Origin of the sequence: Streptomyces sp. NPDC053513, assembly GCF_044544765.1 — a bacterium.
Classification (GTDB): Bacteria; Actinomycetota; Actinomycetes; order Streptomycetales; family Streptomycetaceae; genus Streptomyces; species Streptomyces litmocidini.
On record NZ_JBITXP010000023.1, the window covers coordinates 42832 to 67221 of the forward strand.

The following is a 24390-nucleotide window of genomic DNA, read 5'->3' on the forward strand; positions in this document are numbered from 1 at the left end:
CATGAGTGAGTTACGGACGGCCGACGGCAGGGGGTGGGACTCAGCCCCGCCGCGACCGGAGTACGGGTACGGCGACGGCGGCACCGATCAGCACGGCGGCACCGATCCCGAGGCCGATCCAGAGACCGGTGTTGCCGCCGTCGTCCTCGGCGGCCGCCTGGGGGGCCGGGGCGGGGGCGACGGAGGACTGTGACGGGGCGGGGTCCGCCGAACCGGAGGCGGAGGCGGACGGGGCCGCGACCTCGGCAAGGTCGTCGATGGGCCGGACGCCGGCGGGACCGGGGTCGCCCGGTGTCTTCAGGCTGCGCAGAGGACGGATGGCACCGAAGCCGATGTAGTCACTGCGCTTCTCGCCGCCCTTGGGCTTCGCGGCCGTGTCGAGCATGACCTTCAGGACCTGGTTGTTGGTCCAGTCGGGGTGCTTCGACCAGAGGAGCGCGGCGGCGGCTGAGGCAAGAGCGGTGGCGTCACTGGTGCCGGTCGACTTGCACATCCCCGTGCCGCCACCACAGGCGTGCACCATGTCCTTGCCGGGGGCCACCAGATCGACCTGGGAGCCGTACTGGGACGTCGAGACGTGCTTCGCCTTGTCGTCGACGGCGCCGACACCGACGACACCGGGAGTCGCTGCCGGATACTCGACCTCGTTGCCCTTGTCTGCTGTGTTCCCGGTGGCTGCGAAGACCAACGAGCCCTTGCTCAAGGCGTACTTCACCGCTTCGGCGAGCTGCGTCGAACCTTCCGACGCGCCCTGCGAGATGTTGATGACCTTCGCCCCCGAGTCGGCGGCATAGCGGATGGCCTGCGGCATGACCCTGTTGAATTCCTCGTTGGCCGCCGCCTGACTGACCTTGCCCGTGTCCGCACCGGGCACACGGACCGGAAGGATCTTGGCCCCCGGCGCCAGTCCGAAGGACCCGCTGCCACCGTCGCGCGCACCCGTGCCGGCGATGAGGCCGGCCATCCCCGTGCCGTGCCCGGTGTAATCGGTGTACTCGTCGCCCGGCTTGTCCGTGGCGAAGTCCTTGCCCTGGAGGACCTGGCCCCGGAGATCCGGGTTCCCCTTCTCCACACCGCTGTCGAGGACCGCGACGGTGACGCCCTTGCCCGTACTCAGCTGCCAGATCTCTTCCGCGCCCATGGCGTCCAAGTGCCACTGCTGGGCACGGAAGTTCTCCGCGTGGGCGGGGACGGAAGCGATGCCCACCAGCAGCATCCCCAAAGCGGCGGAGGCGGTGACTCGGGCACGGCTCCGACGAATACTGCTGGTACGCATCTGCTTCCTCGCGCTGATCAGTCGATGACGGGCGGCGCCACGCGGCGGCCCTGCTGCCAGGTCTCCTCGTCCTCGACGAGGTAGTCGGGACGCTCTCCGTTCTGCTCCTCGCGCTCACCGGGCTTCGCGGCGTTTCCGCGGACGAGGCCCGAGCCGCCGGCGGTGAAGGGCTTCCCACTCCCACCGGCGGCACCGGCGCGCTGCGCCTTGCCGCCGACCACTCCGCCGGACTCGCCGGCGAGACGACGGCCGCCGGTGATGCCGCTCTGGCCGGACGCGCCGCCCATGGAACCGCCCATGCCGTGCGCGCCGCCCATGCCCCGGCCCATGCCCGTACGGCCCTGGCCGGTGGGCTCGTTGCCGATGACGGTGCTGCGCGGGATGCCGGTCTGCGGCCGACCCGTGGTGCTGGGAACCTGACGGCCGCCGCTGATGCCCTCACGGGGCATGCCGGGCGTGTTGCGGAGTCCGCCGGTCACCGGGCCGCGGGGGTTGCCGGTGCCCCCGGTGAGGGGCGAGGTGGGGCCGAAGGGGCCCGGACCACCCTTGACGGTCAGCGGAGGCACGCCGGTGGTCACGAACGGAGGCGTACCGCCGTCCGGCTTGGTGATCGGCGGCGGGCCGCCCGGGAGCTGCGTCGTCGGCACGGTGATGTCCGGCTTCGGCGGCGTCTTCACGCTGTCGATGCCCAGGTCCACAGGAGGCTCAGACCGGACCTCGGGCTTGACGACGTGCGTCGGCCCGGTCGAGTCGCCCGTGGGCGGGACCGCGGGCGTGTCAGGCGTGGTCGGGGTGCCAGGCGGCGGGGTGTGCGTGGTGCGCGTCCCGGTACTCGTGTCCGTACCTGCGGAGCGGTCGCTGCTCTGCGGCGTGGATCCGATGTAGTTGCCCGTGCCGCGGTCACCCCCGTAGTCCGGCACGAACGCCCCCGGCGGCGGCGGGAACGTGGGCGGCACCTCGTTCTTCATGCGGTAGCTCGACCACTGGTAGGCGGAGGAGAGGCGGTACATCTCGTCCGCCGCCGCCTGCTGGTTCTCCCTCTCCTTCGCCTCGATGGCCGCCAGCTCCTCGCTGGGGGACATCTGGTTCCTGGCGTTGCGGGCGATGGTCTGCGCGTCGGGGTCGTTGTGGTACTTCTGGGCCGCCTGCAGGTTCGCCTTGGCCGCCTCGTGCGAGGTGTACCGGGGGATGGCGCTCTGGGCCGAGGCGATGGCGGTCGAGTTGTCCTCCATGCAGACAGCGCCGTGCTCGGCGTAGTCCGAAAGGCTCGTGGTCGAGTTGGCCACGTTGGTGGCCCACTCGACGAACGCCTTCTCGGCCTCGCCCTCCCAATCCATGTTCCTCATGCTGGCGCGCAGCTCACCGGCGATCTTGGCCATCTGCTGCGAGACGCTCTTCAGTCGCCGCGCCGCCTCGCCCACGGAGAAGCTGCTCGCCTCGTCCAGCCACGCCAGCATCTGCTCGTGCTTCATGGCGGCGAAGTTGGTTCCGCCGCCACCGCCGCCCTCTGCAGGCCTCATTCTTCGCCTCTTCCCCGTGTCCCCGAAATTCCGTCCGCGCCCGACTACTTGAAGGAGCCGTCGCCCTCGGCCGCGTCGTTGCCTCCGACGCCCGCTTCCTTGTCCGCCTTCTCCTTGGCGTTGTACGTCCGCTGGTGGATCTGGATCATCTTGCGCTTGATGTCGTCGTCCATCTCCTCCATGCCGTTCTTGGAGGCGACGACCGCGATCCCGAGTCCTTCCAGGCAGTCGTTGAGCAGGCTGGAGAGCTCCACCAGCTTGCCGAGGACCTCGTCATAGGCCGCGTAGGCGCTCTGGGCCTCGGCCCAGGCGGCCCCGCCCCCGCCGAACTGGGTGCGGGTGACCGGGTCGGCCTTGAGCTTGCCGGGGCTCGCGTCGGAGCCCTTGAGCTGGGTGATGAGCTCGTCGACACCCTGCTTGAACTTCTGCATGGAGTCGGCGCTGTACTTGACGGCCTGCGTCCGCATCCCGGACGCCATTCCTTCCATCGCAGCAAGCATGCTCGCGCTCCTCCCCCGGTGAACCACCGTGCCGTGCACGGCACAAGTCTAGAAGTCCACTGTAGTCAGGAACGACGACAGTCCGCACCTCTCAGTTGCACAAGCAACGGACATCACATGGTTACGAATTGGGCACGGCCACCGCCGCCTGCGGGCGGATCGGGAGGCGGTTGACCGGGCGGCCCGTCGCCGCTCGCACGGCTGAGGCCACTGCGGCGGGCGAGGTGACCACGGGGACCGCGCTCGCCGCCTTCGCGCCGAAGGGGGCCACGACGTCGCGTTCCTCGACGAGTTTCACGATGCGAATGTCCGGGGCATCCAGGGATGTCGGGAGTGCGTAGCCCGTGAAGTCGGGGTGGCGGACCAGACCGCGGGCCGTGCGGAGGTTCTCCGTGAGGGCCGCGCCGACGCCCTGGGTGACGCCCGCCTCGATGCGGGCGGCCAGTTGGGCGGGGTTGAGGACGCGGCCGACGTCCTGGGCGACGGCCATCTCCACCACGCGCACCGCGCCGAGTTCGATGTCGACGTCCACGACCGCGCGGATCGCGCAGAAGGCGAGGCCGACGAAGGCGTCGCCCTGGCCGGACTCGTCGAGGGGCTCGGTGGGGTGGGGGCGGCACTGGGCGGTGGCCCAGAGTTCCTTGCCGTCCATCGCCTCCGTGACCGTCGTCGAGAGGACTCCGTCGTACGAGGTGATCTTGCCGTCCGTGATCTGGAGCAGCTCGGTCGACATGCCGAACTTGTGGGCCAGCGGCTGGAGGAGCTGCGTGCGGACCATCTTCGCCGCGCGTTCGACCGCGCCGCCCGAGACCCATGTGTGGCGTCCGTGGGCCGCCGGTCCGGCCGGCGGCTGGTCGGTGTCGACGGGGGCGACGTGCACCTCGTCGATGCCGAGGGTCTCCTGCACGATCTGGCGGGCGAGCGTCGAGAAGCCCGAACCGGTGTCCACCGCCGAGCAGATGACCGTCGCCGCCCCGTCCGCGACGCGGACGGTGGCCGTCGAGACCTCGTCGGTGCCCTCGGCGCCCAGCATGTGCACCATGCCGAGCGCGTAGCCCACGCCCCGCCGCACCGCGCCGGGTTCGCCCGCGCCCTCCAGGCCGCCGGGCAGCAGCCAGTCGCCCTCGGGGGTGTCCTTGGGGAGGGCGGGGAGCGGGAAGTCGCGGACCGCCGCGAGGAGTTCGGCCACCGGGGCCGGGCAGGTCACCGTCTGGCCCGTCGGCAGGATGTCGCCGGTCGCCATGACGTTCCGCATGCGCAGCTCGGCCGGGTCCATGCCCAGCTTCGCGGCCAGCTTGTCCATCTGGGCCTCGTACGCCGCGCACACCTGCATCGCGCCCTCGCCCCGGACGTGGCCCGAGGGGGGGTTGTTCGTACGGACCGCCCAGCCCTCCACGAAGGCGTGCGGGACGACGTACGGACCGCAGGCGAAGGCCACGGCCGCCGCCAGGGACTCGGACGAGGAGTCCGCGTACGCGCCCGCGTCCAGCAGGATCTGCGCCTCCACCTTCACCAACCGCCCCTCCGCGTCCGCGTGGTGGCGGTAGCGCAGCAGGGTGGGGTGGCGGTGGGCGTGGCCGAGGAAGGACTCCTCGCGCGTGGCGGTGAGTTTGACCGGGCAGCCGGTGCGCAGCGCGAGGAGGCCCAGCGGGATCTGGAAGCCCGGGTCCTCGCGGTCGCCGGTGGCGCCGGGGACTCCGGTGACGACGAGCTTGACCTGCTCGGGCGGCAGGCCGAAGCAGGCGGCGGCCAGGTCGCGGTCGGTGTGCGGGTCGGTGGAGGCCGTGTAGAGCTCGACGCCCCCGTCGGGACGCGGAACCGCGAGGGCCGCCTCCGCGCCGATCGGCGCCGGGTCCTGGCGGCCGATCCGGTACAGGCCCTCGACGACGACCTCGCCCGTCGCCTCCGGGTCGCCGAAGCGGAGGGGAATGTGCCGGATCAGGTTTCCGTCGGGGTGCAGCGCCTCCGCCGCGAAGGCCTTCTCCGGGTCGGTGACGGGTTCGAGGAGCTCGTACTCGACGGCGATCGCCGCGGCCGCGAGGCGCGCCGTGTCCGGGTGGTCGGCGGCGACGGCCGCGAGGGCCTCGCCGTGGTGCCGGACCAGGTCGGAGGCGAAGACGGGCCGGTCGGCGACCCTGCGGCCGTACGTCGCCGCGCCCGGCACGTCCGCGGCCGTCACCACGGCCCGTACGCCCGGCATGGCGGTCGCCGCCGTGGTGTCGATCGACACGATCCGCGCGTGCGGGTGCGGCGAGCGCAGGATCGCGGCCCAGAGCAGCCCCTCGGCCCACAGGTCGGAGGCGTACGGGAAGGTGCCCTCGGTCTTCGCCCGCGCCTCGGCCTGCGGGAGCGAGGCGCCGATTCCGCGCGTGGCCTGTTCCTGATCGGGGGTGTCCAGAGCCGCGGTCGTCGCGTCGCTGCTCACGCCATGCCTCCGTCGTGCGGGTGGGGAATCTGGTGCGGGACACGGACCTCGTCGGCCGCTTCGGGCGCGGCGGCCGCGGCGGCGGCCTCGCGCTCGGCGACGACGTCCCGGACGGCGTCGAGCACGCCGCGGTAGCCGGAGCAGCGGCAGAGGTTGCCGGCGAGGGCCTGCCGGGTCTCCAGCTCCGTGGGGGCGTGGTTGCCCTCCAGGAGGTCGTGCACGGTCATGCACATGCCGGGGATGCAGAAGCCGCACTGGACGGTGCCGCACTTGGCCATCGCCCGCTGCACGTCGGAGGGTTCGCCGTCGACCGCGAGGCCCTCGACCGTCCGCACCTCGCTCCCGGCGGCGGTCGCCGCGGGCACCAGGCAGGAGGCGACGAGCCGGCCGTCGACCTGCACGTTGCACGCGCCGCACTCGCCCTGCGAGCAGCCGTCCTTGGCCCCGGCGAGGCCGAGGCGCTCGCGCAGGACGTAGAGCAGCGACTCGCCGATCCAGGAGTCGGTGACGGGGCGGTCGGTGCCGTTGACCCGCAGCATGTACGAGGTGTGGGGGTGCTCGTCGCTGTCCGTGCTGCCCGTGACCTCCGTGACGTGCACGCCCTCCGTGGTCACCGGGTCGACGACGACGGTCGGGACGGGGACCGCGGGGGTCTCCTCTTCCGGGGCGGGTTCCGGAGCGGATTCCAGGGCGGATTCCGGTGCGGACGACGGCACGGTCTCGGGGGCCGTCTCCAGAGTCACCTCCGAGGCCGTCTCCCGTACGGCCTCGTGAGCCGTCTCCGGTGCCGCCCCGTGAGCCGTCTCCCGTACGGCCTCCGGCACGGCCTCGTGTGCCGCCTCCGCCTCCTGCGCCGGCGGCTCCTCCGGGAGCGCCCAGGGCGCGGGCGCGCCGCCCGGCAGCGTCGCCGGGGCCTCGGCGTACGGGGCGGCGGGCGCCGGGGCCCCCTCGGGCCCTCCGGGCTCCCCCAGCGCCCCGGGGCCCGCCTGCCCGGCCGGGTCCGGGTCGGCGGGGACCTGCCACTGGCCCGTGGAGCCCGGGTCGGCGGCCGGAGCCACCGCCTCCTCGAAGCGCCACTCGGCCGTCGCCTGCGGGTCCTGCTCGACCAGGTGCTCCACGTACGCGGGCGGCTGGAAGTGCTCGGCGCCCTGGTACGGGGCGCTCTGGTACGGGGTGCCCTGCTCGCCGCCCTGGTACGGGGCGTCCTGCTCGCCGCCCTCGTACCCCTCGAAGTACTGCGTCTGCTGCGCCTCCGTCGGGACGTGCACCGACCAGGTGCCCGTCGCCGCCGGGTCCGGCGCCGCGGGCGGGGCGAGCGGCTGGAGCGGGGTGATCATCGGCGGCACGTAGCCGTGGCCCGGCGCCTCCAGGGGGACGCCGTCCAGCATGAAGTCGGGCGGCAGCTGGACGAAGGCGGTCGCGTCGCCGTCGTACCCCTCGCTCTGCGGCAGCGGCTCCCAGCCGCCCGTCTGATTCGTGTGCTCGTCGCTCATGCCAGTGCCCTCCCCAGTGCCCGTCGGGCGAGTGCGGCGACCGTGCGCCGCAGGTGCAGTACGGCCGGCGGCAACTGTTCGTCGCCCGGCGGGTCCGGGATGCAGGCGGCGGCGACGTACTCGCCGAACGCCGCGAGCGCCTCCGGCGCGAGCCCCCGGTCGTTGTCCCAGTCCACCAGCGAGGCGATCCAGCGCTCGGCCTCCAGGGGGCGCAGCGGCATGGGCGCGACGGCGCCGACGGCGCAGCGCACGCCGCGCCGGGCCGGGTCGAGGACGACGGCGACGGAGGCGGTGGCGCGGGCCGGGCCGGTGCGGCCGGTGGCCTTGAGGAAGACCTGGGGGGCGTGGAGCAGCGGGACGCGGACGAAGCCGACGAGCTCGCCGGGGGCGAGCAGGTCGCGGCCCGCGAGGAGGTGGGAGACGGGGATCTCGCGGCTGCCGAGCGGGCCGAGGACGACGAGGTCGGCCTCCAGTGCGGCGAGGACGGGCAGCGAGTCCCCGGTGGGCGCGGCGGTGACGACGTTGCCGCCGAGGGTGCCCGCGTTGCGGATCTGGGGCGGTCCGGCCGCGCGGGAGGCGGCGGCGAGGGCCGGAATGAGGGCGGCGAAGTCCGGGCGGCCCATCCGGGCGTGGGTGAGGCCCGCGCCGAGGAGGGCGTGCCCGTCCTGGTACTGCCAGCCGCGGATCTCGTTGATGCGGCTCAGGCCGACGAGTCCGGCGGGACGGAGCTGGCCCTTGTTGACGGCCGCCATGAGGTCGGTGCCACCGGCGACGGGCACGGCGGCCGGCATGGCCGTGAGGGCTGCCACGGCCTCGTCGAGCGAGGCGGGCAGCGTCACGGACTGCGTTGTTTGTGGTGCGTGCGTGGTCAACCCGCTGCCCCTTCCCGGTGTCCCGGTGGTCCCCGACTGTGCCCGGCCGTCGCGCCTGCGTGTGGGCGTACCGTACGTGCTCACAGGCCGGACGTGGCAACTCTGGCACATCTTCCGGGCGGTCCGGAGCGAGGGTCCGCGAAGGACCGTTCGTCCGGGACGCCCCGGGTGTGACGGCGACTCCCGTTTCGCCGCTCCCGGGTGACGGGGGGACAGGGGGTCTCTCACACGTTCGGGGGTGCGCCCTCCAGGGGCCTGCCGGCGACCCCGGGCCGCCGCTGCCAGGGGCGGGGGCCGGTGGGCGGGCGGTGGTCGACGCCGAGGGCTTCCAGGCGCCGGTAGTGGGTGCGCATCCGGCGCTCGAAGCCGGCGTGGTCGCGCGCCTCCGGCGCGGGCAGCGCGGACCAGGCGACCTCGGCGAAGGCGGCGAGGCGCGGGAAGACCTGGTAGTCGACGCGGGAGCGGTTCTCCGTGACCTCGGTCCAGACGTTGGCCTGGGTTCCCAGGATGTGGGCGGCGGCCTCCGGGGAGAGTCCGGGCGGGACGGGCTCGAAGCGGTAGACGTCCGCCAGGGTGCGGACGTATCCGATGGGCATCGGTTCGTCCTCGCCGGGCGCCTGGCGGTGGTCGAGGTAGACGTGCTGTTCGGGGCACATGACGACGTCGTGGCCCGCCTCGGCGGCGGCGATCCCGCCCGCGTACCCCCGCCAGGACGACACGGCCGCGCCTTCGGCGAGTCCGCCCTCCAGGATCTCGTCCCAGCCGATCAGACGCCTGCCGCGGGCGGCGAGCCAGCGGTCGAAGTGGCGGATGAACCAGGACTGCAGTCCGTCCTCGTCGCCGACCCCGAGCTCCTTGATGCGGGCCTGGGCGGTCGGGGAGGCCCTCCACTGGTCCTTGGGGCACTCGTCGCCGCCGACGTGGACGAAGGTGGACGGGAAGAGGTCGAGGACCTCCTCGAAGACGCCCTCGTAGAAGCGCAGGACGGCCTCGGTGGGGGCGAGGACGTTGGGGTTGACGCCCCAGGTGTCCCAGACGGTGAGGGCCGCGGTGTCGACGACGTCGGTGTTGCCGAGTTCGGGGTAGGCGGCGATGGCGGCCTGCGCGTGGCCGGGGAGGTCGATCTCGGGGACGACGGTGATGTGCCGCTCGGCGGCGTACGCGACGATCTCGCGGATGTCGTCCCGGGTGTAGAAGCCGCCGTGCGGGGTCTCCGTCCAGAGCGGTGAGGCCCGGTGCCCCCATTTGGTGCGGGTCCGCCAGGCGCCGACCTCGGTGAGCTTCGGATGGCGCTCGATCTCGACCCGCCAGCCCTGGTCGTCGGTGAGGTGGAAGTGGAAGACGTTCAGCTTGTGGGCGGCGAGCAGGTCGAGGTAGCGCAGGACGTCGTCCTTGGGCAGGAAGTGCCGGGCGACGTCGAGCAGCAGCCCGCGCCAGCCGAAGCGGGGGGCGTCCTCGACCGTCGCGTACGGCAGGTCCCAGGTCCCGTTCGGCCGTACGGGCGCCTTGCGGTACGCGTCGGGGCCGAGGAGCTGGCGGAGGGTCTGGGCGCCCCAGAACACCCCGGCGGGGCCGCCGCCCTCGATGACGACGGCGGCGTCCGGGTCCTCGGTGGTCAGGCGGTACGCCTCCGGGCCGCGTCCCCCGGCCGTCCCCCCGGCGATCCGCAGTCGGATCGCGTGCGGCCCGGCGCCGTCGGCGAACGGCAGCCCGGTGGCGGCTCCCAGCGCGGTGCGGATCCAGCGGGCGGTGGCCTCGGTGCCGGGACCGGCGTCGAGCGTGGTCCGCCCGTCGAGCGGGCGGCGGCCCGGGGCGCCGCTCCGGCGCCCGGCGGACAGGGGCGCCGGGATCAGGTCCAGGAAGGTCATCGCGTCGTCCTCCACCGCCGAATGCGCGCGTTGCGACATGCGCAACGCGCGTTTCGCGCCGCACAACAGGCGTGAGGCTAGGCGCGCCGGGGCGGACCGACAAGAGGTCTCGACCACTTCGCCCACCCGTCCCCGCCTTCGCCCGGAACACGGAACGGCCCCCGCCGCGCGCGCCGAAGCACGCACGGCGGGGGCCGCCGAAGGGTCGCCCCGACGTCAGGGACGCGCTACTTGTCCTTGCCGCCCTTGTCCTTGTCGCCGCCCGCGCCCATGGAGTCGTAGATCTCCTTGCACATCGGACAGACCGGGTACTTCTTGGGGTCGCGCCCCGGTACCCAGACCTTTCCGCACAGCGCCACGACGGGCGTGCCGTCGAGGGCGCTCGCCATGATCTTGTCCTTCTGGACGTAGTGGGCGTAGCGCTCGTGGTCGCCGTCACCGTGGGACACCTGCGGCGTCGGCTCGACGAGGGTTCCCGTACCTGCCCCGCGCTCGGGCTCGAGAGTGCTCATAACCGCCAAGGGTACTGAAAGCCCGGGGCCTCAGTTGAGGGACGGGTCGTCGGGGTACGTGGCGATCATCGCGAGCTCGCCGCGCTGCCGTCGCAGCACCTGCCGCCAGAGCGTCTCGGGGTGCGGCGAGGAGACGTCGCCGGGCTCCGACTCGACCACGTACCAGGCGCCGTCGTCGAGCTCGGACTCCAGCTGGCCGGGGCCCCAGCCCGCGTATCCGGCGAAGATCCGCAGCGAGCCGAGGGCCGGTCCGAGCAGCTCGGGCGGGGTCTCCAGGTCGACCAGGCCGATCGCGCCGTACACCCGCCGCCAGCCGAGGGGACCCTCGTCGCCGGGGATCACCGCCACGCCGAGGGCCGCGTCGAGGGAGACGGGGCCGCCCTGGAAGACGACGCCCGGTTCGCCGGCGAGGGCGGCCCAGGGGGCGAGGATGTCGCCGACGGTGACCGGCGTGGGCCGGTTGAGGACGACGCCGAGGGAGCCCTCGTCGTCGTGGTCGAGCAGCAGGACCACCGCGCGGTCGAAATTCGGATCCGCCAGCGCGGGGGTGGCCACGAGCAGCCGTCCTGTGAGCGAGGACACCTCGGTCATGCGACACATGATCCCGCATCTTCGGCGTTCGCGGGGGTTGTCGGGCGGGATGGCGGGAAGGCGGGCCCCACCGCAGTTCAGGGTGGACGGGGCCGGCGCGTCGGGTCGCACCGCCAGGACAAGCGGACGGTGACACTCCGCAAGATCTCGGAAGCAGAGGGTGTTGTGCCGAATTCATTACATCTGACAGGCCCCATGGAGCACCCGATCGGGGTCTCATGGGCCCTTACCCTTTTCTCTGGCCACCCGTCGGACCCCACTTTCGGAACGCGAGATTCATGACCGGCACTGACGATGTCCTGCTTGTCCACGGCGGAACCCCGCTGGAGGGCGAGATCCGCGTCCGCGGCGCGAAGAACCTCGTGCCCAAGGCGATGGTCGCCGCCCTGCTCGGCAGCGGCCCCAGCCGTCTGCGCAACGTGCCCGACATCCGTGACGTCCGCGTGGTCCGCGGGCTGCTCCAGCTGCACGGGGTGACGGTCCGTCCGGGCGAGGAGCCCGGCGAGCTCGTCCTCGACCCGACGCACGTCGAGTCCGCCAACGTGGCCGACATCGATGCCCACGCCGGTTCGTCGCGCATCCCGATCCTCTTCTGCGGCCCGCTGCTGCACCGCCTCGGCCACGCCTTCATCCCGGGCCTGGGCGGCTGCGACATCGGCGGCCGGCCCATCGACTTCCACTTCGACGTGCTGCGCCAGTTCGGCGCGACCATCGAGAAGCGGGCCGACGGGCAGTACCTGGAGGCCCCGCAGCGCCTTCGCGGTTGCAAGATCCGCCTCCCGTACCCCTCGGTCGGCTCGACCGAGCAGGTGCTGCTCACGGCGGTCCTCGCGGAGGGCGTCACCGAGCTGTCGAACGCGGCCGTGGAGCCCGAGATCGAGGACCTGATCTGCGTCCTGCAGAAGATGGGCGCGATCATCTCCATGGACACCGACCGGACCATCCGGATCACCGGTGTCGACCGCCTCGACGGCTACACCCACCGGGCGCTCCCGGACCGCCTGGAGGCGGCCTCCTGGGCGTCGGCGGCCCTGGCGACCGAGGGCAACATCTACGTGCGCGGCGCCCAGCAGCGCTCGATGATGACCTTCCTCAACACGTACCGGAAGGTCGGCGGCGCCTTCGAGATCGACGACGAGGGCATCCGCTTCTGGCACCCGGGCGGCTCGCTGAACGCGATCCACCTGGAGACGGACGTGCACCCCGGCTTCCAGACGGACTGGCAGCAGCCGCTGGTCGTGGCCCTGACGCAGGCCTCCGGCCTCTCCATCGTCCACGAGACGGTGTACGAGTCCCGGCTCGGCTTCACCTCCGCGCTGAACCAGATGGGCGCGCACATCCAGCTGTACCGCGAGTGCCTGGGCGGCTCGGACTGCCGCTTCGGCCAGCGGAACTTCCTGCACTCCGCGGTCGTGTCGGGCCCGACGAAGCTCCAGGGCGCCGACCTGGTCATCCCCGACCTGCGCGGCGGCTTCTCGTACCTGATCGCGGCGCTGGCGGCCCAGGGCACCTCCCGGGTCCACGGCATCGACCTGATCAACCGCGGCTACGAGAACTTCATGGAGAAGCTCGTGGAGCTGGGCGCGAAGGTCGAGCTGCCGGGCAGCGCGCTGGTCTGACGCGCCCCGCGGGGCCCCGCGAGGTCCGGGCCCCGCGGGGTCCGGGCCCGGGGCGCGGGGCCCGGTAAGGCGCCACGGGCCCCCACGGCCCCGTACACGCACGAACGAAAGGGCGGCCACCCCCTGACAGGGTGGCCGCCCTTTCTGCGCCTACAGGCCGCCTTACTTGCCCTTGGCGGCTTCCTTGAGCTTCGAGCCCGCGGAGACCTTCACGCTGTAGCCGGCCGGGATGTCGATCGGGTCGCCGGTCTGCGGGTTACGAGCGGTGCGAGCGGCACGGTGGGTGCGCTCGAAGGTCAGGAAGCCGGGGATGGTGACCTTCTCGTCGCCCTTGGCGACGACCTCACCGACGGTCTCGGCGAGAGCGGCCAGCACGGCGTCGGCGTCCTTGCGGGTCACCTCGGCGCGGTCGGCCAGGGCGGCCACCAGCTCACTGCGGTTCATGTTGTTACTCCCGTGTTCTTCTTGCCTGTGAGGCGTGCCACGCGGCGGAAGCCGCGCGGCTGGGTACAGCGAAGCCGATGCTGCCAGGGCCCTCGGACAGTCCCCGGACCCGGGTCAAATGACAGACCCTCGCGCCCAAACACGCATCCTGCCCCCACCAGCGGCGGGAACGCCAATCCGGCACCCCCTCGGGTCACACGAAAAGCGCCGGAGTCCCGTGGTGGTGACGTTGTGTCGACACCACGAAAACCGCGCGGAGCCGAAAAGCCACCCTAAAGGCGGGTTTACGGCTCCGCGAATCGCGACGCGCCGTCAGCGCCGCTCGGCGGAGTGCCGTGGCGCCGCTCGGCGGAGTGCCGCGGCGTCCGTCGGCGGAGTGCCGCGGCGTCCGTCGGCGGAGTGCCGTCAGCGACCGTTCGACGCCGTGCCCGCGCCCGCGTTCTTCGCCGCGGTCCGGACCGCGCCGGCGACCGCGCCCGCGACCTTGTCGTTGAAGACCGACGGGATGATGTAGTTCGGGTTCAGCTCGTCCTCGGTGACCACGTCGGCGAGGGCGGAGGCCGCCGCCAGCATCATCTCCGTGTTGACCGTGCGGGACTGGGCGTCGAGCAGACCGCGGAAGACGCCCGGGAAGACCAGCACGTTGTTGATCTGGTTCGGGAAGTCCGAGCGGCCGGTGGCGACGACGGCGGCCGTCTGCCGGGCGGCGGCCGGGTCGACCTCCGGGTCGGGGTTCGCGAGCGCGAAGACGATGGAGTCCTCCGCCATGGCGGCGACGTCCTCCGCGCCCAGCAGGTTCGGGGCCGAGACGCCGATGAAGACGTCCGCGCCGACGACGGCCTGCTTGAGGGTGCCGGTGACGCCCTCGGGGTTGGTGTTGTCGGCGATCCAGCGCAGCGGCGAGTCGGCCGGGGCGTCCACGAGGTCCTCGCGGCCCGCGTGCACGACGCCGTGGATGTCGGCGACGACGGCGTGCTTCACGCCCGCCGCGATCAGCAGCTTGAGGATGGCCGTGCCGGCGGCGCCGGCGCCGGACATGACGACCCGGACGTCGCCGATGCCCTTGCCGACCACGCGCAGCGCGTTGGTGAGGGCGGCGAGGACGACGATCGCCGTGCCGTGCTGGTCGTCGTGGAAGACGGGGATGTCGAGGGCCTCGCGCAGCCGGGCCTCGATCTCGAAGCAGCGGGGCGCGGAGATGTCCTCCAGGTTGATGCCCGCGAAGCCGGGGGCGATCGCCTTGACGATCGCGACGATCTCGTCGGTGTCCTGGGTGTCGAGGCAGATCGGCCAGGCGTCGATGTCGGCGAAGCGCTTGAACAGGGCCGCCTTGCCCTCCATGACCGGCATCGCGGCCATCGGGCCGATGTTGCCGAGGCCGAGGACGGCGGAGCCGTCGGTGACGACCGCGACGGTGTTGCGCTTGATGGTGAGGCGGCGCGCGTCCTCGGGGTTCTCGGCGATCGCCATGCACACGCGGGCGACGCCCGGGGTGTAGATCATCGAGAGGTCGTCACGGTTGCGGATGGGGTGCTTCGCCGCCATCTCGATCTTGCCGCCGAGGTGCATGAGGAACGTACGGTCCGAGACCTTGCCCAGGACGACGCCCTCGATGGTGCGCAGCTGCTCGACGATCTCGTCGGCGTGCGCGGTGGAGGTGGCGGCGATGGTGACGTCGATGCGGAGCTTCTCGTGGCCGGAGGCGGTCACGTCGAGGCCGGTGACGGATCCGCCGTGGGACTCCACCGCCGTGGTGAGCTGGGAGACCGCGGTTCCGCTGGCGGGAACCTCCAGCCGGACCGTCATCGAGTACGAGACGCTGGGCGCCGTTGCCATGGCCGAGTTCCTCTGCTTTCCCTGAGCTTCGTTGCTACGCCGCCCCGGCTGGTTGCCCGGCGGCGCCCTCCGATGGTCGCACCTACCTGCCGGTAGCAGGTAATACGGTCATTTTGTTTTCGGAAAGTAGTTTCCACCATACGAGAAGTCGCGGGCAAACAGAAGAGGCCCCCGTCACCGGAGGTGACAGGGGCCTCAACTTTGTACGTACGTCTAAGTGGCACCGACCCGCCATGCTCGCCTCGCGGCAAGTGGTCCCTCTGAGGGACGAAGGTTGGGCCCGGGGGCTTGGATCGAGCCGGTGCCACGACAAGGCTAACAAACCACCCTGCTCGGTGATTCCAGCACCGCAGGTTGACCTGAAATCAGCCATGGGCGGAGGGGCGGGCCCGGGCCCGCGGACCTGCCCGCCCGCTCGGTCCCGGGCGGCGGAGGGCCCCTCCCCCGCCGCCCTGTCCGCTCAGTCCCGCAGGAGGTCCGGGACCCCGGCCCCGTCCGGCATGTCCCGGTCGCCCGAGAGCACCGTCAGGGCCTGCGTGGACCGGGTCAGCGCCACGTAGAGCACCCGCAGACCGGCCGGTGACTCGTCCGCGATCTCGGCGGGCGAGACGACCACCGTCGCGTCGTACTCCAGGCCCTTCGCCTCCAGGGAACCGAGCGCCACCACCCGGTCGCCGAGGTCCGCGAGCCAGCCGGCGGCCTCCGCGCGCCGGTTCATGGCGACGACGACACCCACCGTCCCGTCCACCTCGCGGAGCAGCCGCTCGGCCTCCAAACGTACGGTTTCGGCCAGTTCCGCCCCCTCGCCGAGGGTGACGAAGCGGGGCTCGACGCCCGTCGAGCGGACCGCCCGCGGCGACTCCTTGCCCGGCATGGCGAGCGCGAGGACCTTGGCGGCCAGCTCGGCGATCTCCGCCGGGTTCCGGTAGTTCACGGTGAGCTCGAAGCGGCGGCGCGGCCGCGAGCCGAGCGCCTCGTCCCGGGCCTCCGCCGCCTCGTCCGGGTCCGACCAGGAGGACTGCGCCGGGTCGCCGACGACCGTCCAGGTGGCGTGCCGGCCGCGCCGCCCGACCATCCGCCACTGCATGGGCGTCAGGTCCTGGGCCTCGTCGACGATCACGTGCGCGTACTCGGTGCGCTCCGCCGCGAGCCGCTCGGCCCGCTCCCGCTGGGTCTCCTCCCGTACGGGCATCAGCTCCTCGAGGCCCGTGAGCTGGTCCAGCGGGTCGTACTCCCGCTTCTTGCGGGGGCGGGCCGGGGCGCCGAGCAGCGTGCCCAGCTCGTCGAGGAGGGCGACGTCGTGGACGGACAGCTCCCGGCGGCGCAGCGAACGCGCGAGCCGCCGCACATCGCCCGGGTTGAGGATCCGGCGGGCCCAGCGGCCGAGGCGCCGCTCGTCGGCCATGGCGTCGAGGACCTGGCGGGGCGTGAGCTCGGGCCACCACGCGTCGAGGAACCCGAGGAAGGAGTCCTCCGTGGACACGTCCTCGTCGAACGACGAACGCAGCTCGGCGGCGAGCTCGGGATCGCTGTGCCGGCCGGCGGCGCCGGACTTGGCGTACAGCGCGTCGAGGAGCAGCCGGCGGGCGCGCGGGCGGAGCAGGTTGACGGGGGCGGTGCCGCCGAGGACGTTGTGCCGGATGCGGCGCAGCTCGTCGGCTTCGAGTTCGAGCCGCCGGCCGAAGGCGACGACGCGCAGCAGCTGCGGGGCGTCCGGGCTGTCCAGGGCGCCCCGGGCGGCCTTCCGCAGCACGTGCACCATGCGGGAGGAGCCCTTGACGCGGGCGACGGCGGGCTCGTCGTACGCGGTGGCCTCGGCCCCGTCGACGAGCGAACCGACGGCGCGAATCGCGACCTGCCCCTCCTCGCCGAGGGAGGGCAGGACCCCCTCGGTGTACGAGACGAGGAGCGGGGTCGGGGAGACGATCAGGATGCCGCCCGCGTACCGCCGCCGGTCCTGGTAGAGCAGATAGGCGGCACGGTGCAGCGCGACGGCGGTCTTGCCGGTCCCCGGGCCGCCCTCGACGTACGTCACGGAGGCGGCGGGCGCCCGGATGACGAGGTCCTGCTCGGCCTGGATGGAGGACACGATGTCCCGCATGGTGTGGCTGCGGGCCTGGCCGAGGGCGGCCATCAGGGCGCCGTCGCCGATCACGGGCAGCTCGCGCCCGTCGAGGGTGGCCCGCAGCTCGGGACGCATGAGGTCGTCCTCGACGCCGAGGACCCGGCGGCCCTTGGAACGGATCACCCGGCGGCGCACGACCCGGCCGGGGTCGACGGGGGTGGACCGGTAGAAGGGTGCGGCGGCGGGCGCGCGCCAGTCGATGACGAGCGGCGCGTAGTCGGAGTCGAGGACGCCGATCCGCCCGATGTGGAGGGTCTCGCCGATGTCCGCGGTGTTGTCGGGCCGCACGGCGTCCTCGGCGGGCTCGACGGAGGTGTAGGCGCCGTCCGGTCCCTTCTTGCCGTCCTTGCCGTACAGCAGGTCGATCCGGCCGAAGAGGAAGTCCTCGAACTCGTTGTTGAGCCGATTGAGGTGGATGCCGGCCCGGAAGACCTGGGCGTCGCGCTCGGCGAGAGCGCCGGGCGTGCCGACCTGGCCCCGCTGGGCGGCGTCGTTCATCAGGAACTCCGCCTCGTGGATCTTCTCCTCCAGACGGCGGTAGACCTGATCCAGATGTTCCTGCTCGACACCGATCTCACGGTCTCTGACCGTGTCGACGGCTTCCTGCGCGGCCACCTAAGGCCCCCTTCTCACGTGCACTGGGCAGCCGTCGAGCGTACGCCACGGTGGCCCGCCGTGTCAGTCGCGGGGCACTTCCGAACGCACCCCCTGCCCGTGCGGTACCCGCCACTGCCGGACAGCCCCCTCCGCCCACCCGGGTCCCGCACCCGGCTGGGCGGCTCCCCCGCCCGTGCGGGGCCCGCGCCCTGCGGGGCGGTGCCCCCGCTCACCCCCGTGTGGGCAGTCGTCCCGCTGGGGCGGGACGGGTGGGCACACGGGACGGCGCCCGTCAGCGGCGCCTCCGCGTCCCGCGCCCTGACCCGCACCACCAGTGCGCTGTGCACGGGGTGCGGGTCCAGGCGCACCAGCCTCTGGCGCCGGCAGGGCGCGGGTCCGTTGTGCCCACCCGTTCCGCCCCAGCGGAACGACTGCCCACAACGGGGGTGGGCGGGGGCGCCGCCCCGGCGGGTGCGCGCCCACAACGGGGGCGCGAGGGGTGGGCACCGCCCGGCGGGCGCAGCCCACAACGGAGGGGCGCGGAGGCGGGCGCAGCCCGCAACGGGGGGCGCCGTCCCGGCAGGGATGGCGCCCGCGACGGGGCGGGCGGCGGTCCGGCAGGGTCAGGTGTCGTACTTCTGCTCCGGTGGGGCGTCCAGGGCCAGCCGGTACCCCCGCTTCACCACCGTCTGGATCAGCTTCGGCGTGCCCAGCGCGGAGCGGAGCCGCGCCATCGCCGTCTCCACGGCGTGCTCGTCGCGTCCCGCCCCCGGCAGCGCCCGGAGGAGGTCGGCGCGGGAGACGACCCAGCCGGGCCGGCGGGCGAGGAGGCCGAGGAGGGCCATTCCGGCGGGCGGGACGGGGCGGAGGAGCCCGTCGACGAGGACCGCGTGCCCGCGGACCTCGACGCGGTGCCCGGCGACGGGCAGGACCCGGGAGCGGGCGGGCAGCTCCCTGCAGAGGAGCTGGACGAGCGGCCCGAGCCGGAAGCGTTCGGGCTGGTGGGTGTCGATGCCCTCGGCCTGGAGCGGCAGCGCCGTGACGGGCCCCACGCACACCGTGAGCACGTCGTGCCGGAGCGCGGCGACGAGTTCGTCCCGTACGCCCCGCTCCGCCGCCCGGGAGAAGAGCGAGGCGGCGGCCGGCGCGCTGGTGAAGGTCACGGCGTCGAGGCCGCGGGAGAGGATCGCGTCGAGGAGCCGGTCGAGCGGCCCGAGGTCCTCGGGGGGCATCCAGCGGTAGACGGGGACGCCGACGACCTCGGCGCCGCCCGCCGCCAGCGCCTCCACGAAGCCCGGCAGCGGCTCTCCGTGGAGCTGGAGCGCGATCCGCCGTCCGGCCACGCCTTCGTCGAGGAGCCGGTCGAGGACCTCGGCCATGGATTCGGAGGAGGGTGACCAGGACTCGGTGAGGCCGGCGGCCCGGACGGCGCCCTTGACCTTGGGTCCGCGGGCGAGGAGTTCGACGTTCCGCAGGACGGCGAGGAGTTCGTCCCCGTGCCCCCAGCCCTCGGCGGCCTCGATCCAGCCCCGGAAGCCGATCGCCGTGGTGGCGACGACGACGTCCGGGGCGTTGCCGATGAGTTCCTTGGTGGCGGCGAGGAGTTCGGTGTCGTCGGCGAGGGGCACGATCCGCAGCGCGGGGCCGTGGACGACGGCCGCGCCGCGGCGACGCAGCAGCGCGATGAGCTCGTCGGCGCGGCGTGCCGCGGTGACGCCGATCGTGAAGCCGGCGAGGGGGCCGTGTTCTTGCTCGTCCATGGGGTCTGAGCCTGACGGGGGTGCGTGTCGGTCTGGGTTCGCCCGTATTTCCTGGTCGTTACGGTACGCGCCGGGCATCGGGGGTCACACCTGCGCGTAACCGGGCCGGGGCTCGGGGTCGGTGACCGTCTCGGCGGTGTCGGGGACGGTGCCGGGGGCCCGAAGGTATACCGCCCAGGTGACGGCCATGCAGGCCGCGTAGAAGACGAGGAAGGCGACGAAGGCGGCGGTGCCGGTGCCGGCGGTCTGGAAGGACTGGCGGAAGGCGAGGTTGATGCCGAGCCCCCCGACCCCGCCGACGGCGCCGACGAGGCCCATGGAGGCGCCGGAGAGCCGCCGTCCGTAGGACTCGGCCGCCTCGCCCGTGAGGCCCTTGCGGTGGCCCTGGGCGAGGAAGATCGCCGGGATCATCTTGAACGTGGAGCCGTTGCCGAGGCCGCTGAGGACGAAGAGGCCGATGAAGCCGACGAGGAAGACGGCGAGCGACTCGACGACGGAGGCGTAGATCACCACTCCGGTCGCGACGGCCATCGCGGCGAAGGTCCCCAGGGTGATGCGGGCGCCGCCGTGCCGGTCGGCGAGGGAGCCGCCGACGGGCCGGATGAGGGAGCCGAGCAGGGGGCCGATGAAGGTGAGCGAGGCGGCCTGGAGCGGGGTGCGGCCGAACTGGGTCTGGAGGACAAGGCCGAAGGCGAAGCTGTAGCCGATGAAGGAGCCGAAGGTGCCGACGTAGAGGAAGGCCATGATCCAGGTGTGGCGGGCCGTGGCGGCTTCCTTGAAGGCTCCGGAGTCGTTCTTCACGGGGGCGAGGTTGTCCATGAAGAGGGCGGAGCAGACGGCGGCGACGACGATCAGGGGCAGGTAGACGCCGAGCACGATCCTGGGGTGCATCGCTCCGGCGGTGCCGATGACGAGGAGGCCGACGAGCTGGACGACGGGGACGCCGATGTTGCCGCCGCCCGCGTTGAGGCCGAGGGCCCAGCCCTTCTTCCGCAGCGGGAAGAAGGCGTTGATGTTGGTCATCGAGGAGGCGAAGTTGCCGCCGCCGACGCCGGTGAGCACGGCGACGAGGACGAAGGTGGTGTAGGAGGTGCCGGGGTGCATCACCGCGAAGGCGAGGCCGGTGGGCAGCAGGAGGAGCAGGGCGCTGAAGACCGTCCAGTTGCGGCCGCCGAAGCGGGCGACGACGAAGGTGTACGGGATGCGGATCAGCGCGCCGACGAAGGTGGCGGTGCCGATGAGGAAGAACTTGCCGGCCGGGTCGACCCCGTACTGGGGGCCCATGAAGAGGACCATGACCGACCAGAGGCTCCAGACCGAGAAGCCGATGTGCTCGGAGAGGACGGAGAAGAGCAGGTTCCGTCGGGCGATCCGTTCTCCCTTCTCGCGCCAGAAGGTCTCGTCCTCCGGTTCCCAGCGTTCGATCCAGCGACCACCCATCTCGCACCTCCACGGAATCGGATACCTGACGCGGCCGACGTTAGGAAGGGCGCGTTTCAGGCCGGTGCCGTGAGGTGACGGTGGCGGAACCTTGCTCTCACCCGGAGCGCGCGGGCCCTGTGAGCGCCCCCACGCTACGCCGCAGGCAGCCCCGGCTCCCCCTCCGGCAGCCAGGCGCCGGCCGGGCGGGCGAGCCAGCCCTCCCGGGCGCCCAGCTCCGCCGCCGCCCGGCGCAGGGCGTCCAGGCCGGGGTGGCGGAGTCCCTTGCGCCACACCAGGCTCACGGGCGAGAGGGGGACGGGGTCGACGAGGGGCCGGATGACGCAGTCCGGCATGGCCGGGAAGTCGACGACGGCGAGGACCGGGTGGCGGTACTTGGCCATGAGCCGCCGGAACTCCTCCTTGCCGACGGCGAGCGGGGCGGGCGGGGCGATCTCGATGCCCCGGCCGGCGAAGAGGCGGGCGGCGAGGTCGGTCCACTCGGGCGTGCGGTCGTTCCCGGCCCCGGCGTAGATCCGCTCCCCGGCGAGCCGGTCGAGCGGCACCTCGGGCAGGCCGGCGAGCGGGTGGTCCTCGGGGAGGATCACGGCCATCGGCTCGTACCGGACGAGCTGGGAGTCGAGCCGTGCCCGGAGCCGGGCGTCGAGTCCTCCGTACCGGCCGAAGGAGGCGTCGATCCGGCCGGCGAGGATGGATTGGGCGGCGCCGGTGAGTCCGCTCTCGTAGCGGGCCATCAGCTCCTGTTCCGGGGCGAGTTCACGGGCCAGGAGGAGGACGCGCTCATGGACGAGGTCCGGGCTGTTGAGGTCGACGAGGAGCGGCCGGGGCTCGGCGCGGAAGGCGTCGACGAGCTCGTCGTGGGCGGCCAACACCCGGCGGGCGTAAGGGAGGAGGCGCTCGCCGTCGGCGGTGAGGGCGACCTGCCGGGTGGTCCGCACGAAGAGTTCGGTGCCCAACTCCCGCTCCAGGCGCCGGATGTCGCGGCTGAGCGCCTGCTGGGCGAGGTAGAGGCGGGCGGCGGCGCGGGTGAAGTGCAGTTCTTCGGCGACGGCGGTGAAGGCGCGCAGGAGGCGGGGGTCGATGTCGTACGAGGAGGTCACCACCGCCGCAGTTAACATCACAGGTGCGTCAATCGCCACCGAGAAGGTGTTGGACCGGCAGGGCCATGCCAACAGAGCCTTGGTCCATGCCGCAACCGGACCTCACCCTCACCCCGGCGGGCCCGGCCCTCGCCCCCCGCTACCGCGACCGGGCGCCCCGCCCCCTCCCCGCCAACCCCTACCTCCGCCTCTTCTCCCACCCCGGCACCCGCGCCTTCACCGCCGGGAACCTGATCGCCCGGCTGCCCGTGGGCATGTTCGGCGTCAGCGCCGTGATCATGATCGCGGCGGCGTACGGCTCCTACGCCCTGGCCGGGGCGGTCACCGCCGCCAACCTCGCCGTCGGCTCCGTCACCGGCCCGCTGATCGCCCGGCTCGTCGACCGGTACGGGCAGGCCAGGATCGCGGTCCCGGCCACCGCCTACGCGGTCCTGGGCCATCTGGTGCTGTTGCTCTGCGTCCACGAGCGGGCCCCCGTCTGGGCGCTCTTCCTCACGACCGCCGTCACCGCCACCACCCCGAACACGGGCGGCATGTCCCGGGCCCGCTGGGCGCACCTCCTCCGCGACGACCCGGACGCGCTGCACACCGCCAACGCCTTCGAGCAGGCCGTCGACGAGCTCTGCTACATGATCGGCCCCGTCCTCGCCGCCGCCCTCTGCTCGGCGCTCTTCCCGGAGGCCGGCACGCTCACCGCCGCCGTCCTCTTCCTCGGCGGGACCCTGGTCTTCGCCGCCCAGCGCTCCACCGAACCCCCGGTCGCCCCCCGCACCGCCGCCGGTTCTCCGCTGCGCGTCCCCGGGGTGGCCCCGCTGCTGGCGGTCTTCCTCGCCACGGGAGCGGTCTTCGGCTCCATGGAGGTGGTCGCCCTGGCGTACGTGGACGGTCCCGTCGCGGGCCCGGTCCTCGCCCTCCAGGCCGCGGGCTCCTGCGCGGCCGGCCTCCTCTACGGCCGCGCCCGCCGCACCGCCCGGCTGCGCACCTGCCTGGCCGCGATGACCGTCGTGATGGCGATGCCGCTGCTCGCCGCCTCGACCGGCTCCCTGCTCGCGCTGGCCGCCGGCCTCCTGGTGGCGGGCATGGCGACGGCTCCGACGATGCTGACGGGCATGGCCCTGATCCAGCGGCTCACGCCGACGGCGCAGCTCAACGAGGGCATGACCCTCACCGTGACCGCGCTCCTCGCGGGCATCGCGACCGGCTCGGCCACGGGCGGCTGGGCCGCCGACCACGCGCCCTTCGCGTCCTTCGGCTTCCTGATCCCGGTGACGGCGGCGGCGCTGGCGCTGGCCCTGTGCACGACGACCGGCGTGGGCCGCCGGGCATGACAGAGGCCCGGCGGTCGCTCGCGCGACCACCGGGCCTCTGCCCACATGGGATGAGTGGAGATGGCGGGAATCGAACCCGCGTCCAACGGTGCAGAATCAGGGCTTCTCCGTGTGCAGTCTGGTACGAGTTTCTCAGCCCTCCGGATCACCCAGACAAGTCCGGAACGGGCTCAGTCACTGTTTGATTTCCCTCCAACCCCCGTGACCGGGGCTAGAGGTTTAGATCCCTAGATGACGCCAGGATCCGGGTCGGGACCACCCCCGGGCTGACGCTCCTCACAGAGGCTTCTGCTCGTTACCTAGAATTAGGCAGCGAGGGCGAAGCGGGAGTTATCGCTCTTGGTGTTGGCGATTATTGGTTGCGACATATGGTTTACGAGATCATTGCCGCTTCCTCGACACGCTTCCCACTGCTTCGACATCCGCTGTCGAAACCGATCATCCCCATGTTGTTTTTTCAAAAGACACACCCTCTGTGGGGTGCAGCACCCATGGTACGTGACCGACGGGTGCGGTTGCCAGCGCATTAACGGCGCGGGGCGCTACGCGCTCTGGGCCGCCCGCTGCCGCCGCCGCGCCGCCGCGATCGCCCGGTTCGTCTCGCGCGTGTCCTGCTTCTCCCGCAGGGTCTGGCGCTTGTCGTACTCCTTCTTGCCCTTGGCCAGCGCGATCTCGCACTTCACCCGGCCGTTCAGGAAGTACAGCGAGAGGGGCACGATCGTGTGACCCGTCTCCTGCGACTTCGACTCCAGCTTGTCGATCTCGGCCCGGTGCAGCAGCAGCTTCCGCTTCCGCTTCGCGTGGTGGTTGGTCCAGCTGCCCTGCATGTACTCGGGCACGTGGATGTTGTGCAGCCACGCCTCGTGGCCGTCGATCTGGACGAAGCCGTCGACCAGCGAGGCCCGCCCCATGCGCAGCGACTTCACCTCGGTGCCCATGAGCACCACACCGCACTCGTAGGTGTCGATGATGTGGTAGTCGTGCCGCGCCTTCTTGTTCTGCGCGATGAGCTTGCGCTCCGGCGCCTTGTCCGATGCCTTCTTCGCAGGCTTGCCCTGCACGTTCACGAGTCCCTTTGCCATAG

At 72.6% G+C, this 24390-nt stretch carries 18 protein-coding genes and 1 other RNA gene; 2 read left to right on the forward strand and 17 right to left on the reverse strand.

The features are described 5' to 3' along the window. Positions 1 to 40 precede the first annotated feature (40 nt). From mycP to ACIGW4_RS29870, 9 genes are all read right to left on the reverse strand, one after another. Entirely contained in the window at positions 41 to 1216 is a 1176-nt protein-coding gene (gene mycP / locus ACIGW4_RS29830) for a type VII secretion-associated serine protease mycosin (RefSeq protein ID WP_399584103.1), read from the reverse strand. 77 nt (positions 1217 to 1293) lie between these two features. After that, positions 1294 to 2796: a WXG100 family type VII secretion target gene (locus ACIGW4_RS29835; RefSeq protein ID WP_399584024.1), complete on the reverse strand. Its 1503-nt coding sequence runs from the start codon at positions 2794 to 2796 to the stop codon at positions 1294 to 1296. A 44-nt stretch (positions 2797 to 2840) separates the two neighbouring features. Beyond that, positions 2841 to 3296: a hypothetical protein gene (locus tag ACIGW4_RS29840; RefSeq protein WP_399584026.1), complete on the reverse strand. Its 456-nt coding sequence runs from the start codon at positions 3294 to 3296 to the stop codon at positions 2841 to 2843. Positions 3297 to 3417: 121 nt separating this feature from the next. Next, the gene (locus tag ACIGW4_RS29845) at positions 3418 to 5721 is read right to left on the reverse strand and encodes a xanthine dehydrogenase family protein molybdopterin-binding subunit (RefSeq protein WP_398713065.1); all 2304 of its coding nucleotides are present in this window, start codon (positions 5719 to 5721) and stop codon (positions 3418 to 3420) included. Beyond that, positions 5718 to 7214: a 2Fe-2S iron-sulfur cluster-binding protein gene (locus ACIGW4_RS29850; RefSeq protein WP_399584028.1), complete on the reverse strand. Its 1497-nt coding sequence runs from the start codon at positions 7212 to 7214 to the stop codon at positions 5718 to 5720. The genes ACIGW4_RS29845 and ACIGW4_RS29850 overlap by 4 nt, the downstream gene beginning before the upstream one ends. Beyond that, positions 7211 to 8086 (reverse strand): xanthine dehydrogenase family protein subunit M, encoded by an 876-nt coding sequence (locus ACIGW4_RS29855; RefSeq protein WP_123452814.1) that lies wholly within the window; start codon positions 8084 to 8086, stop codon positions 7211 to 7213. The genes ACIGW4_RS29850 and ACIGW4_RS29855 overlap by 4 nt, the downstream gene beginning before the upstream one ends. Before the next feature lie 224 nt (positions 8087 to 8310). After that, positions 8311 to 9954, reverse strand: a complete 1644-nt coding sequence (locus ACIGW4_RS29860) for a beta-N-acetylhexosaminidase (protein WP_399584032.1) — start codon at positions 9952 to 9954, stop codon at positions 8311 to 8313. 227 nt (positions 9955 to 10181) lie between these two features. Continuing rightward, positions 10182 to 10466 carry a DUF3039 domain-containing protein gene (locus tag ACIGW4_RS29865; protein ID WP_056558193.1) on the reverse strand — a complete coding sequence of 95 codons (285 nt, stop codon included), beginning with the start codon at positions 10464 to 10466 and terminating at the stop codon, positions 10182 to 10184. 30 nt (positions 10467 to 10496) lie between these two features. After that, positions 10497 to 11057, reverse strand: coding sequence for a YqgE/AlgH family protein (locus ACIGW4_RS29870; protein WP_123452817.1), 561 nt, complete (start codon positions 11055 to 11057; stop codon positions 10497 to 10499). Between the two features lie 278 nt (positions 11058 to 11335). On the opposite strand from ACIGW4_RS29870, the gene murA reads away from it, so the two are divergent. Next, on the forward strand, positions 11336 to 12676 hold the full coding sequence (murA, locus tag ACIGW4_RS29875) for a UDP-N-acetylglucosamine 1-carboxyvinyltransferase (protein WP_030692046.1): 1341 nt from the start codon (positions 11336 to 11338) through the stop codon (positions 12674 to 12676). A 162-nt stretch (positions 12677 to 12838) separates the two neighbouring features. On the opposite strand, the gene ACIGW4_RS29880 is transcribed toward murA, so the two are convergent. From ACIGW4_RS29880 to ACIGW4_RS29905, 6 genes are all read right to left on the reverse strand, one after another. Beyond that, positions 12839 to 13120 (reverse strand): HU family DNA-binding protein, encoded by a 282-nt coding sequence (locus ACIGW4_RS29880; RefSeq protein ID WP_015033921.1) that lies wholly within the window; start codon positions 13118 to 13120, stop codon positions 12839 to 12841. A 405-nt stretch (positions 13121 to 13525) separates the two neighbouring features. Next, complete coding sequence (locus ACIGW4_RS29885; RefSeq protein WP_123452819.1) at positions 13526 to 14956, reverse strand: NAD-dependent malic enzyme; 1431 nt, start codon at positions 14954 to 14956, stop codon at positions 13526 to 13528. Between the two features lie 460 nt (positions 14957 to 15416). Further along, positions 15417 to 17696 (reverse strand): HelD family protein, encoded by a 2280-nt coding sequence (locus ACIGW4_RS29890; protein ID WP_398713072.1) that lies wholly within the window; start codon positions 17694 to 17696, stop codon positions 15417 to 15419. Between the two features lie 605 nt (positions 17697 to 18301). Next, positions 18302 to 19438, reverse strand: a complete 1137-nt coding sequence (locus tag ACIGW4_RS29895; protein ID WP_359589780.1) for a uroporphyrinogen-III synthase — start codon at positions 19436 to 19438, stop codon at positions 18302 to 18304. Between the two features lie 84 nt (positions 19439 to 19522). Continuing rightward, on the reverse strand, positions 19523 to 20878 hold the full coding sequence (locus tag ACIGW4_RS29900; protein WP_359589781.1) for a nitrate/nitrite transporter: 1356 nt from the start codon (positions 20876 to 20878) through the stop codon (positions 19523 to 19525). Positions 20879 to 21012: 134 nt separating this feature from the next. Then, entirely contained in the window at positions 21013 to 21996 is a 984-nt protein-coding gene (locus ACIGW4_RS29905) for a LysR family transcriptional regulator (RefSeq protein WP_399584038.1), read from the reverse strand. 68 nt (positions 21997 to 22064) lie between these two features. Between ACIGW4_RS29905 and ACIGW4_RS29910 the strand changes: the two genes are divergently transcribed. Then, complete coding sequence (locus tag ACIGW4_RS29910; RefSeq protein ID WP_399584040.1) at positions 22065 to 23306, forward strand: MFS transporter; 1242 nt, start codon at positions 22065 to 22067, stop codon at positions 23304 to 23306. Positions 23307 to 23358: 52 nt separating this feature from the next. On the opposite strand, the gene ssrA is transcribed toward ACIGW4_RS29910, so the two are convergent. After that, positions 23359 to 23752: a transfer-messenger RNA gene (ssrA, locus tag ACIGW4_RS29915) on the reverse strand. Positions 23753 to 23848: 96 nt separating this feature from the next. Continuing rightward, positions 23849 to 24388, reverse strand: a complete 540-nt coding sequence (gene smpB / locus ACIGW4_RS29920) for an SsrA-binding protein SmpB (protein ID WP_052499114.1) — start codon at positions 24386 to 24388, stop codon at positions 23849 to 23851. Positions 24389 to 24390: the final 2 nt, after the last annotated feature.

Coding starts and splice junctions, on each gene's coding strand:
- mycP (WP_399584103.1), bottom strand. CDS start 1,216: ATGCTGCTGGTGGGCATCGCTTCCGTCCCCGCCCACGCGGAGAACTTC.
- ACIGW4_RS29835 (WP_399584024.1), bottom strand. CDS start 2,796: ATGAGGCCTGCAGAGGGCGGCGGTGGCGGCGGAACCAACTTCGCCGCC.
- ACIGW4_RS29840 (WP_399584026.1), bottom strand. CDS start 3,296: ATGCTTGCTGCGATGGAAGGAATGGCGTCCGGGATGCGGACGCAGGCC.
- ACIGW4_RS29850 (WP_399584028.1), bottom strand. CDS start 7,214: ATGAGCGACGAGCACACGAATCAGACGGGCGGCTGGGAGCCGCTGCCG.
- ACIGW4_RS29860 (WP_399584032.1), bottom strand. CDS start 9,954: ATGACCTTCCTGGACCTGATCCCGGCGCCCCTGTCCGCCGGGCGCCGG.
- ACIGW4_RS29865 (WP_056558193.1), bottom strand. CDS start 10,466: ATGAGCACTCTCGAGCCCGAGCGCGGGGCAGGTACGGGAACCCTCGTC.
- ACIGW4_RS29870 (WP_123452817.1), bottom strand. CDS start 11,057: ATGACCGAGGTGTCCTCGCTCACAGGACGGCTGCTCGTGGCCACCCCC.
- murA (WP_030692046.1), top strand. CDS start 11,336: ATGACCGGCACTGACGATGTCCTGCTTGTCCACGGCGGAACCCCGCTG.
- ACIGW4_RS29880 (WP_015033921.1), bottom strand. CDS start 13,120: ATGAACCGCAGTGAGCTGGTGGCCGCCCTGGCCGACCGCGCCGAGGTG.
- ACIGW4_RS29885 (WP_123452819.1), bottom strand. CDS start 14,956: ATGGCAACGGCGCCCAGCGTCTCGTACTCGATGACGGTCCGGCTGGAG.
- ACIGW4_RS29895 (WP_359589780.1), bottom strand. CDS start 19,438: ATGGACGAGCAAGAACACGGCCCCCTCGCCGGCTTCACGATCGGCGTC.
- ACIGW4_RS29900 (WP_359589781.1), bottom strand. CDS start 20,878: ATGGGTGGTCGCTGGATCGAACGCTGGGAACCGGAGGACGAGACCTTC.
- ACIGW4_RS29905 (WP_399584038.1), bottom strand. CDS start 21,996: ATGTTAACTGCGGCGGTGGTGACCTCCTCGTACGACATCGACCCCCGC.
- ACIGW4_RS29910 (WP_399584040.1), top strand. CDS start 22,065: ATGCCGCAACCGGACCTCACCCTCACCCCGGCGGGCCCGGCCCTCGCC.
- smpB (WP_052499114.1), bottom strand. CDS start 24,388: ATGGCAAAGGGACTCGTGAACGTGCAGGGCAAGCCTGCGAAGAAGGCA.